9 protein-coding genes are annotated in these 12,493 nt (G+C 38.3%); all 9 read right to left on the reverse strand.

Annotation, left to right across the window (positions count from 1 at the left end; translation table 11 throughout):
- Nucleotides 1-4: 4 nt before the first annotated feature.
- The gene (locus FGL89_RS03675; protein WP_014973745.1) at nucleotides 5-976 is read right to left on the reverse strand and encodes a Ppx/GppA family phosphatase; all 972 of its coding nucleotides are present in this window, start codon (nucleotides 974-976) and stop codon (nucleotides 5-7) included.
- The gene (locus FGL89_RS03680) at nucleotides 973-3,108 is read right to left on the reverse strand and encodes an RNA degradosome polyphosphate kinase (protein WP_014973744.1); all 2,136 of its coding nucleotides are present in this window, start codon (nucleotides 3,106-3,108) and stop codon (nucleotides 973-975) included. Before FGL89_RS03680 ends, FGL89_RS03675 begins: the two co-directional genes overlap by 4 nt.
- Nucleotides 3,108-4,592, reverse strand: coding sequence for a Ppx/GppA phosphatase family protein (locus FGL89_RS03685; protein WP_014973743.1), 1,485 nt, complete (start codon nucleotides 4,590-4,592; stop codon nucleotides 3,108-3,110). Before FGL89_RS03685 ends, FGL89_RS03680 begins: the two co-directional genes overlap by 1 nt.
- Nucleotides 4,593-4,647: 55 nt before the next feature.
- The gene (locus tag FGL89_RS03690) at nucleotides 4,648-5,274 is read right to left on the reverse strand and encodes a DNA-3-methyladenine glycosylase I (RefSeq protein WP_014973742.1); all 627 of its coding nucleotides are present in this window, start codon (nucleotides 5,272-5,274) and stop codon (nucleotides 4,648-4,650) included.
- 66 nt (nucleotides 5,275-5,340) lie between these two features.
- Nucleotides 5,341-6,666, reverse strand: coding sequence for a phosphopyruvate hydratase (gene eno / locus FGL89_RS03695; RefSeq protein WP_014973741.1), 1,326 nt, complete (start codon nucleotides 6,664-6,666; stop codon nucleotides 5,341-5,343).
- A gap of 95 nt (nucleotides 6,667-6,761) precedes the next feature.
- Entirely contained in the window at nucleotides 6,762-7,316 is a 555-nt protein-coding gene (locus FGL89_RS03700) for a sigma factor (RefSeq protein ID WP_014973740.1), read from the reverse strand.
- A gap of 69 nt (nucleotides 7,317-7,385) precedes the next feature.
- The gene (gene rlmB / locus FGL89_RS03705) at nucleotides 7,386-8,147 is read right to left on the reverse strand and encodes a 23S rRNA (guanosine(2251)-2'-O)-methyltransferase RlmB (protein WP_014973739.1); all 762 of its coding nucleotides are present in this window, start codon (nucleotides 8,145-8,147) and stop codon (nucleotides 7,386-7,388) included.
- Nucleotides 8,144-8,551 (reverse strand): Mini-ribonuclease 3, encoded by a 408-nt coding sequence (locus FGL89_RS03710; RefSeq protein ID WP_014973738.1) that lies wholly within the window; start codon nucleotides 8,549-8,551, stop codon nucleotides 8,144-8,146. The genes rlmB and FGL89_RS03710 overlap by 4 nt, the downstream gene beginning before the upstream one ends.
- Before the next feature lie 247 nt (nucleotides 8,552-8,798).
- On the reverse strand, nucleotides 8,799-12,461 hold the full coding sequence (rpoC, locus tag FGL89_RS03715) for a DNA-directed RNA polymerase subunit beta' (protein ID WP_014973737.1): 3,663 nt from the start codon (nucleotides 12,459-12,461) through the stop codon (nucleotides 8,799-8,801).
- Between the last annotated feature and the right edge of the window lie 32 nt (nucleotides 12,462-12,493).

The following is a 12,493-nucleotide window of genomic DNA, read 5'->3' on the forward strand; positions in this document are numbered from 1 at the left end:
TTTTTTAATCTATCGTCATAGCTGCAGGTTCTGGTGCCACGACATCATGACCGGTCTCTTGTTTAATGGTCTCAAATAAAATACCTTCACGCAGACCAGCTTGTGAAAAGATCACCTGTTGACCACCTAATAATATTAGTAATTCAATCAAGGGCAATAATCCACCAACAATAATGTCGCCACGTTCCTTGGCTAACCCGCCAATTTTTTTACGTGCCTCTAAGTTTTTACTTAATATATTTTGATAGATTTGCGTTGCATCTTGTTTGCTGAGCCGATAACCATGAATTGGTAAATCTAACACTTTGTTTTGGCGGCGAGAAATTTTTGCTAATGTACGGTTACTGCCACCAAGTGCAACTACTGGTATATGAGCAACTTGCCTCAACCAAGACACATTATCAAGCATTTGTCGCAATGCAATTGTTGCTTTAAATAAAGCAGCCGCACTAACGACATCTTTCTCTAAAAATGACTCACTGATCGTGACAGCACCTACCGGTAAACTAACTTCGTGAACCGCTTGACGATTACGCACCAAAATTAATTCAGCAGAGGCACCACCCGTATCTAAAATTAAAGCATCCACAATATCTAGTGTGTTAATAATACCAACATAATCGTAGTGCGCTTCCTGCTCACCTGTTAATACCTCTAATGGCATTGCCATTATTTCTTCAAATGCTGTTAAAAATTCACTTTGATTAGTTGCTTGACGTACTGCAGCGGTAGCTACAGCACGGACGGTGATTTTTTCTTTTGCATAACTACCAAGCGCCTTTTTAAATTCTTTTAAAGCGTTTAAAGTTCGCTCTATTGCCTCTGGTTGAAGAATTTTATCATCCCCCATATCCTTTGATAAACGAACCATTTCTTGATATCGTTCCAATACTTCGTAATGACCATCTTGATGAAACTGACTAATTGTCATTCGAACAGAATTTGATCCTAAATCAATTACTGCTAATATTGTCATGCTTCACCTCCTAAAAATGGATTATTAATTGGTTCAAATTTTCGCTGTGCCTGTGCTGATTTTTCTTGACGTTTCACGTCGGCTTGTACACTCAATGATTCGGCAATAAATATTTCTTGTGCGTTCATTGTTGATAAACCACGGCGATCGATTTTTTCAAAATGACCATCAGACTGCAAAACACGTGTTTTAACATTATCTTGCCACATTGTTTGAAAAATTGATAACACACGCTGGCGTAACGCTGTGTCTTTAAGTGGGAAAAGTAACTCAACACGACGGTCCAAATTACGTGTCATTAGGTCTGCTGACGATAAATAAACTTCGGGGTTATCATCATTATTAAAACTATAAATGCGACTGTGTTCCAAAAAGCGACCAACAATTGAATGCACAGTAATTGTGTCACTAACACCTGGAATATTTACTTTCAACATTGTAATCCCACGAACAAGTAACTCGATTGGCACACCCGCTTGACTAGCTTTATATAAATGACGAATCATTTGTTCATCGGATAACGAATTAAATTTCATCTTGATGCCTGCTGATTTACCAGCATTAGCATTGGCAATTTCCCCATCAATTTTGTCATAGATAAACTCTCGAATACCATTAGGCGACATATGCAATTGATGAAAATACTCTTGATCAGAATAACCAGTTAATATATTGAAAATTGAAGAGACGTCCATCCCTAATTCACTATCCCGAGTTAATAGTCCCAAATCAGTATAAAAATTAGCTGTCACATCATTATAATTACCAGTGGCAAGGTGCACATAACGAACAATAGCATCATCCTCTCGTCGTACGACTAACGCCATTTTAGCATGGACTTTTAACCCGCGTAAACCATATACGACGTGCACACCTTTTTGCTCCAATTCACGCGCCCAATGAACGTTATTTTCTTCATCAAATCGCGCCTTGATTTCCACTAAAACAGTTACTTGCTTACCACGCTGGGCAGCGTCTGCTAAAGCACGGATAATTGGAGAATTACCAGACACACGATATAACACCATTTTAATTGCCAAGACATCATCGTCACATGCAGCAGTTTGAATAAATGTCACTACCGGTTTAAACGTGTCATAGGGGTGATGCAATAAGTAATCTTGCTGTTTAATACTAACAAACATATTATCCGGAGATAATTCAGAACTTTCATAGCCCTTAAACTTTGAAAACTCCAAATACGGTGCATCAATTAATTTTAACCATGCACTTAAAAATGTTAAATCAATGGCGCCGTTTACTTCATAAACACGTTCATCAGAAACATCCAGTGCTTTTATGATTTTTGACATTAACGTTTTGCTCGTATTGGTATTAACAATGACACGAATAACACGACCACGCTCACGTTCTTGTAACTTACTTTGTACTTCCTGTAAGATGTTTGGTGTATCTTCATCATCAGCCACATCTAGCTCCATATCACGTAAAATATGAAAGACTGTCGTTTCCTTAATATCATAACCTGGGAAAACAGCATCTAAAAAGATCTGCACCACTTCTTCAACAAGAATCACTTGGTTTTTTTCAGGTAAGGCAATGACCCTACCTGAAGTTGTTGGTACTTGTAACACTGCAGTATATTTTTCTGATTTGTCAGTTTCATGTTTCAAACGTACACCAATATTAAGGGTATCATTTGCCAAAAATGGGAATGGTCGTGTACTATCAATTGCCATTGGTGTCAAAATGGGTAACAATTCTTCCTCAAAAAACCGTTTTAAAAATGCATATTGACTATCTGCCAAATTATCAGCGTGTTTCAACTCAAAACCTTGCTTTTTTAACGCAGGAATAATACTACGATTTAAAACTTGATACTGATTTTTTATTTGTTCTCTAGCAGCGGCAGATATCATACTCAGTTGATCATTTGGTAATAAGCCTGATGCATCTGGGTTATTATGACCAACCAAAACTTGTTGTTGGAGACTAGCAACGCGAACCATAAACCACTCATCCATATTTTTTTGTGTAATAGCTAAAAATTTTGCGCGTTCTAGTAGCGGATTTTGAGTGTCTCTAGCTTCTTCTAACACGCGATCATTGAAAGCCAACCAACTCAACTCACGATTCACATAATACTTAGGTTGTTTCAGTTCATTTGTCATCACGCATTGCTCCTTTTCTCTTGTCTTTTTAGTACAATGGGTAAGCCAAACACTGCTTCAAAAAAATATGCTTTTTGAGAAAAAATATAAATTTCCAATTGTAAATCCAATGCTGTATGCCCGATAACCGTAATATGATCATTTTGAATCGATACTGTTAGTTTTTCTATCTTTTGCAGACGACTATCATCCAAGGCATCAGCCAATCGCAATAACGATGCCATTTTAGCAATACGAATACGTTGCTTTGGTGAAAATTCTTGAATGGCTCGTAACGCATTGTCTGGTGTTTCAGCACTATGATATCGTGCGATGGCCGCAATCATATGTTGTTCGGTCGTGGATAGCCCATGAAAATCAATCCCTTCCAAAATTTCTTCTGAATATTGGTAATGACGTTGAGAATTGATAAAACTACCAACATCATGGGTCAAGGCTGCTACGCCCAATAGCAATCGATCACGCGTATCCAAACGATGAATCTTTTTTAAACGGTCAAATAAACGCCAAGCATATTCTAAAACAATCTCACGATGCTTTTCTTCGACCATATATCGATCCGCAATGCCTCGTGCAGCTGTAATAATATCCTCTTGCGCTGTAGTATCTTTAGTAACTAAGCCATCTATAACCGTCAAATCACTAATCTGTATATATTCTGACCCAATGTGTGACATAATTTCTAAGACCAAGACGGCTTCCATATAAATCATCCAAATATCTTTAGTGTCCAAATCATACTTATCTGAAATTTCTTGATCATTCATATAATTAAAATCAGTCACTAGAACTTGGAGATTTTTTTTATCGACGACCGTTGTTTTTTTAGCATCATTAAACACAGTATTTAACATGCTTGTGCCAAGAACAACCAAAGTTTCAACCTGTTTGAAAGGTGGCAGCATGTGCCAAAAATCATCTAATTTACTATTGATAAATTCTGAAGCAAAAGTTAATAATTGCGTAATACCTGAAGTCATTTCAAGTATAGATTGCGTTAAACGTACGGGTCCGATTGATGCATGTTGAGAAAACTTAAATTGTTGTTGTTCAAAATATGACAAATCAATTCGTGTCGAGCTAACACCTAAAACAAATGTATTCGCTTTATTTAAAAATTTTTGATTATGAACGCGTAAAGCTAGTTGGCGGTAATAATTTTCCTGATTGGCATTCAACCAGCGTAAATCTAGCCCAGTAACATTTTCAACTTGATCAACAAAATAAACCGCATTAGGCATTTTAGAAAGACTTTCACTACCAAACAGGCGGACATCTTTAACGCCATAATCACGTAATAATTGTTGAAAACGTTGTAATTGTGCTAATGCGCGTTGCATGACCTCAGTAGAAAATTTGGATAATTCAAAATCATTATCACTATATTCACGCCTTACGGATTCAATCTTATGGCCGCCATGATCAACAATCTGTAATTCAGCAACACCCGAATTCAACAAAATGATTCCTTCTAATTTTGCCATAAATACATCCCCTCTTTATCATATTCTATTTAACAGTCAATACTTGTCCTTCTTGTCAGTTTAATGCATCATTATCTGGGTTAAAATCACAGTGTTGCTCATGGTCGTTGATCACACCCATAGCTTGTAAAAAAGAATATATTGTCACTGGACCTGTAAACTTAAAGCCTCGTTGTTTCATATCTTTAGCGACTTTTTTTGAATGATCATCTTGTGCTAATACATCACTAGCATGCTGGACGTGGTGATTAATGACACGATTATCTGTAAATGACCACAGATACTGCGAAAAGCTACCAAATGTTTGCTGAACACGTTTTATAGCCTGCGCATTATTAATCGTTGCGGCAATCTTTAAACTATTGCGAATAATGCGTGTATCTTGTTTCAACCTGATAATATCATCATCCATCATTTGAGTAACTTGGTCAATATCAAATTTATAAAACACAGCATTTAAGCCTGATCGTTTTTTTAGTGAAATTTCCCAACTTAAACCTGCTTGAAAAATTTCTAATGTTAATAATTCAAATAATTTGACATCATCATGAACTGGGAACCCCCACTCCGTATCATGATAAATAATCATCATATCTGAAGTATGAGTTGAACTTACCCACTCACAGCGTCTTAATGTACGGTCAACTCCTGTTGCGTTATTCTCAGAAACAATACTGTCCATGGCTATACTTCCTTATTTTATGTACTAAAAAATCACCTCTAATTAGGAGATGATTTTTAAATGATATTACTTACTTTGAATTGATTCACGTGCAGCAGCTGACAAGTTGTAGAATGAATGAATTCCCTTATACTTGGCAGTTGTATCCAACAATTCTTCAATACGAATCAATTGGTTGTACTTTGCAATACGATCAGTACGTGACAATGAACCCGTCTTAATTTGACCAGCATTTGTAGCAACAACCAAATCAGAAATTGTTGTATCTTCTGTTTCACCTGAACGGTGTGACACGATAGCAGTGTAACCAGCTTCTTTAGCCATTTCAATAGCTTCGAAAGTTTCTGTCAAAGTACCAATTTGGTTTACCTTGATCAAAATTGAGTTAGCAGCGCCCATGTTGATACCCTTTTCAAGGTACTGTGTGTTAGTAACAAAGAAGTCATCACCAACCAATTGAACTTTCTTTCCCAATTCAGCAGTGATTGTAGCCCAATCTTCCCACTCGTTTTCATCGATAGGATCTTCGATTGAAATAATTGGGTAACGGTCTGCCAAATCTTCAAGATATTTGATAAATTCAGGCGTTGTGAATTCATCACCTGTTGACCAACGCAACTTATATGTCTTTGAGGCAGCATCATACAATTCTGATGAAGCAACATCGACAGCAATAGCGATATCTTGACCTGGCTTATAACCTGCAGATTCGATAGCGCGAATCAAATACTTCAAAGGTTCTTCGTTATCAGCGAAATCAGGTGCAAATCCACCTTCATCACCAACTGATGTCGCCTTACCATCAGCTTCTAACAACTTCTTCAAAGCATGGAAAGTTTCTGCACCGTAACGAATTGCTTCTTTAACTGTTGGCGCACCAACAGGCATAATCATGAATTCTTGGAAATCAACCTTGTTAGCTGAGTGAGCACCACCATTGATAACGTTCATCATAGGTGTTGGCAATACGTATGAATTTGCACCACCCAAGTATGAGAACAAAGGCACACCTAATTCATCAGCAGCTGCGCGAGCAGCAGCAATTGATACAGCCAAAATAGCATTTGCGCCTAACTTACCTTTGTTTTCTGTACCGTCGAGTTCGATCATAGCTTGATCGATTGCACGTTGGTCAGTTACATCGAACTTACCAACCAAAGCCTTAGCGATAGCATCGTTAACATTGGCAACAGCCTTTGTTGTCCCCTTACCGCCGAAACGTGACTTGTCACCATCACGCAATTCAACAGCTTCATGTTCGCCAGTTGAAGCACCAGAAGGTACCATACCGCGACCGAAACCACCCAATTCTGTGATGACTTCAGCTTCAAGTGTAGGGTTTCCACGTGAGTCAAGGACTTCGCGTGCGATAATATCAGTAATTAAAGACATATGTCTAATTCTCCTTTGGTTTATGGTTTTATACCATGTATATTATATCACAGAGTGGTAAGCGAAACACAATTTGTCGACTAAAAAAATGATTATCATGTGGTTATTGCTGATTGCATTGCTTTTTTAAAACGATATTGCATTTGTTCAAAACGCCGTGAGGTTATCACTGGTTGTGTATCACTAACACCCAAAAGTTGTAAAACAACTTCTCTAAACTCTGGTGAATTCGCAATCTGTGTTGTTTTAAGCATATCACGTAAAACATAAATATGCTCTGGGTTATAAGTATCTGTTCCACTATTAAATAAATTACCAGTCTCATCGTTAGCTTCCGACACCATACTTTTTTCAAAATTTGCTTTTGCAGTGTAATATGACCGGACTAAATCAATTGCGTGGTTGGACAATGCAGTAATAAAGTAAGTCGAAAATTTGGCTCGCGGTGTTACTGTATCAAATTTATCAACACATTTCGTTAATACTGTCAACGCATCTGAGTACCAATCATCTGCAGTCATTCGACTACTAACTTTTCGTCGATGCACATCAAAAATTGCTCCGCGTAAATGGTGAACTAAGACATTATAAGCAATGTCATGTCCATTTTGTGCAGCACGTACTACTGCAACTAATCTATCTTTTCTCACATTTATTCTCCGTTATAAATATGCTTAGCCATAGTCAAAGTGCAACAAAACTATCACCAAACACTATTCTTATAATGGATGACGTGAACTAAATCCTTGATATATCAACAAACTCGCTGCCACACTAGCATTTAAACTTTGGACATGACCAACCATTGGAATGGTCAACATACCATCAACTTTCTTTTTTAATAAAGGTGACAGGCCCTTACCCTCGTTACCAATGACAAGTGCCGTTGCGCCTTTGGCATCTAACCGTCGATAATCTTCTCCAGCTACATCGGTACCAAAAACCCAAACACCTCGATCCTTCAACTCACTGACTGTGTTTACTAAATTAGTAACACGGACTACCGGTACATGTTCAATTGCACCAGTGGAAATTTTCGCTACTGTTGCGGTCAATTGTACAGCCCGACGTTTTGGAATAATAATACCATGAACACCAGCTGCATCTGCGGTACGTATTATAGATCCTAAATTATGTGGATCTTCAATACCATCCAAAATTAAGAAAAATGGTTCCTCATTATGACGCTTTGCATTATCAAATAGATCGTCGATACTGGCGTATTCAAACGCTGCGACACTTAAAACAACACCTTGATGATTACCACCATCGGTGAGCTCATCAAGTTTCGATTTAGGTGCTTGTTGAATGACCAATCCCTTTTTCTTAGCTAGTTGTGTCACTTCATTCCGTATTTTATCCTGTAGCCCGGTCTGTAACCAGACTTTGTTAATTTCCTGGGTACCCTTTAGTGTTTCAACACTAGCATAGTGACCAAAGACAAATTCTGTTTGGTTGGGTTTATTCTGTTCCTGTTTCATTCACTTGTTCTCCCTGATTCCACCTGATTAAATATCCAAGTCATTAATTCGCTGACACGTTCTTGTTGCTGTGATAGATACAAAAAACCAAACAACGCTTCTACGCCTGTAGATATGCGATATGTAATCACATCCGTATTTTTTGCTTTCGTATGTGATTTTGCATTGCGTCCACGTTTAAAATAAATTAATTCCGTTTCAGTTAATACATCATCTATTCCCATTAATTCAAACAACGCAGCATGAGCTTTAGCCGAAACATAATGCTTGCTTCGCTTTTGTAATTCGTTCACCTTGGTTAATCCTAGTGAAATCAAGTGTTGACGTACTTCGAGTTCGTAGATTGCATCGCCGATATAAGCTAACGATAATCCATTCATTTGTTCGTATTGTAATTTATGCATAGTTCCATTATACGCGAGAATTTGAACGCGTGTATAATTTTCCATACTTGTTCTGCAGAACTATTTTAGTATAAATTAAAAGACCAATTATGCCTATAAATTTGGCATAATTGGTCTTTTTTTGGCATAATTGGTTTCTAAAGTAATAATTTCATATAAAAATGTCAGTTGTGTTTGGTATCAAACACAACTGACATCTCATCATATATTAAACGATAGTTTAATAAAATCTATTTTACTAACATTATTATTCTTCAAATGTTTTAACAACATCATCCAATTTTGGAATATCTGGTGTAGGTTCTGTTTCATTTTCAAGTTGTGAAATAACATCCCCAACTACCTTAGTCTTAATCTTACGATATTCGGCCATACCAGTTCCAGCAGGAATAATCTTACCAATAATAACGTTCTCTTTCAATCCAACTAATGGATCGTTCTTGCCACGAATAGCAGCATCAGTCAAGACACGTGTTGTTTCTTGGAATGACGCAGCTGACAAGAATGAATTTGTTTCCAGAGCCGCCTTTGTAATACCAAGTAATACAGGACGTGCTGTAGCTGGTACAAGACCATCAAACAAAGCTGTTTCATTTGCTCGTTTGAAGTCAGCAATATCCATCAACATACCTGGCAAAAGACTCGTGTCACCTGGATCCATTACGCGAATCTTACGCAACATTTGACGAATCATAACTTCGATATGCTTATCAGACACTTCAATACCTTGCAATCGATAAACCTTTTGTATTTCGGTCAACATATATGATTCAGTTGTCAACGTATCTGTGACAGACAATAGCTCCTTAGGATCAACAGGTCCTTCGTTAATTGCCTCACCACGTTGAATGTCATCACCTTCGGCAAATCTCATACGCGCTACTAATGGTAGAGTATATGTTCGTGTATCTGTTTCACCTTCAATTGTGATAGCCTTCGTACGTTCAGCTGGATTTTCCTCAATTGAAGTAACAGTTCCCGTCACTTCAGAAATTTCAGCACGTCCTTTAGGAATACGTGCTTCAACAATTTCTTGCACACGTGGCAAACCTTGTGTAATATCATTACCACCGGCAACACCACCTGTGTGGAAGTTACGCATGGTCAACTGAGTACCTGGTTCACCAATCGATTGTGCAGCAACTGTTCCAACTGCTTCACCGACTTCAACTTCTTCTCCAGTAGCCAAGTTACGACCATAGTCAAGCACTGAAACACCATGCTCAGTCGTTGAAGTAAAGACAGAACGAATAGTTACCTTCTCGATACCTGCAGCAACAATCTGCTTGGCAATATCTTCATCTATCATTTCGTTACGTGACACAATTTTCTCACCTGTTTCTGGATCAAAAACAGATTTCATTGCATAACGTCCCAAAATACGATCATAAAGTGGTTCAACAACTGATGTACCATCCATAATTGCTTGAACCGGCACACCACGGTCAGCATCATTGTCCCATTCACGAACAATAACATCTTGCGCAACATCAACCAATCGACGAGTCAAGTAACCAGAATTGGCAGTCTTCAAAGCCGTATCGGACATCCCTTTACGAGCACCGTGAGTAGAAATAAACATTTCCATCACTGTCAATCCTTCACGGAAGTTAGCTGTAACTGGCAATTCGATAATCTTACCACCAGGTCCAGCCATCAATCCACGCATACCAGCTAGCTGAACGAAGTTAGAGATGTTTCCTCGAGCACCTGAATCCTGCATCATAAAGATAGGGTTCGTTGGTTCAAAGGATTCAATCAACTTATCTTGAATAATATCCTTAGCTTTAGTCCAAATCTCAGTTACACGTTGATAACGTTCAGTATCTGTAATCAGTCCACGACGGAATTGTTTTGTCACTGTAGCAACTTGCTTATGTGCATCTTCCAAAATAGCAGGCTTTTCAGTTAACTCAGTCACATCGTTCATTGAAACTGTTAGACCTGATTCGGTTGACTTGTCGTAACCCAAATCTTTCATACGGTCAAGTAACAAAGATGTCTCTGTTACCTTATAACGCTTATAAACTTCAGCAATAACGTCTGACAAGAATCCTTTTTTGAATGCGCCAATAATTGGTGCATCTGACAAAAATTCATTAATGTCTTCACCTGGTGCCATGAAGAATTGATCATCAATACCCTTGAAATTTTCTTCTGAAGGTTCATTAATATATGGAAAATCAACCGGTAAAATCTCATTAAAGATCAACTTACCAACTGATGTTACCAATATTTTTTCACGCTGTTCAGAAGTGAATGGCTTTGCTGAAGGGAATGCTGACGTTTGAATGCCGACACGTGTATGATAATGTACGACTTTACTTGCAAAGGCAATTTTAGCTTCTTCAACTGAAGAAAAAATCATTCCTTCACCTTCACGACCAACTTCTTCTGTCGTTAAGTAATAGTTTCCAATAACCATATCCTGTGATGGGGCAACAATTGGTTTACCATCTTTTGGTGCCAAAATATGTCCCGCCGCAAGCATTAACAAACGTGCTTCTGCTTGTGCTTCATCTGACAAAGGTACGTGGATGGCCATCTGATCACCATCGAAATCAGCGTTATAGGCTTCAGTAACCAATGGATGTAGACGCATTGCTTTTCCTGATACAAGAACAGGTTCGAAAGCTTGAATTCCCAAACGGTGAAGCGTAGGTGCACGGTTCAAAAGAACTGGATGTTCTTTGATAACATCTTCCAATACATCCATAACATCTTCATCAGCCTTGTCAATCTTACGCTTAGCAGATTTGACATTTCCAGCTAACTTTCGTGTTGTTAATTCTTTCATGATAAATGGACGGAATAATTCAATTGCCATTGGACGTGGCAATCCCATTTGGTTCATCTTCAAGAAAGGACCAACATCGATAACTGAACGTCCTGAATAATCAACACGCTTACCCAACAAGTTTTGACGGAAGCGACCTTGCTTACCCTTCAACATGTGAGAAAGTGACTTTAGTGGGCGGTTACCAGGACCAGCCACTGGACGACCACGACGACCGTTATCAATCAATGCATCAACAGCTTCTTGCAACATACGCTTTTCATTTTGCACGATAATGCCAGGAGCATTTAAGTCAAGCAAACGCTTTAAACGATTATTACGGTTGATCACACGACGATACAAATCATTTAAATCAGAAGTGGCAAAACGACCACCTTCCAATTGCACCATAGGGCGTAAATCTGGTGGAATAACTGGAACAACGTCCATAACCATCCACTGTGGTTTATTATCTGATTGTAAGAAAGCTTCAATGATATCCAAACGACGTACTGCACGTACACGTTTTTGACCCGTTGCTTCTTGTAATTCACGCTTTAGTTGATCTGCTTCACCAGCCAAATCAACATTGGCTAACAAATCTTTAATCGCTTCAGCACCCATGCCAGCTTTAAAACTAGCACCAAATTCGCGCTTCAATTCACGATATTCACGTTCTGTGAGTAATTGTTTCTTTTCTACAGGCGCGTCACCTGGTTCAATGACAACGTATGAAGCAAAGTAAATAATTTCTTCAAGTGAACGGGGTGACATGTCTAAGACAAGACCCATACGTGATGGAATACCCTTGAAGTACCAAATGTGTGTAACAGGTGCAGCTAATTCGATGTGCCCCATACGTTCACGACGAACTTTTGATGATGTCACTTCAACACCACAACGGTCACAAACAATCCCCTTATAACGGATTCGCTTATACTTACCGCAGGCACATTCATAATCTTTTGTAGGTCCGAAGATGCGTTCATCGAACAAGCCATCTTTTTCTGGCTTAAGTGTTCGATAGTTAATCGTTTCTGGCTTCTTTACTTCACCATAAGACCATGAACGAATCTTATCAGGAGAAGCCAAACCGATTTGCATACTTTCGAACTTATTAACATCGATTGCCATCTATTTGCTGTTACCTTTCATTATTTATTAAT

The organism is Leuconostoc carnosum (assembly GCF_007954525.1).
GTDB classification, from domain to species: Bacteria; Bacillota; Bacilli; order Lactobacillales; family Lactobacillaceae; genus Leuconostoc; species Leuconostoc carnosum.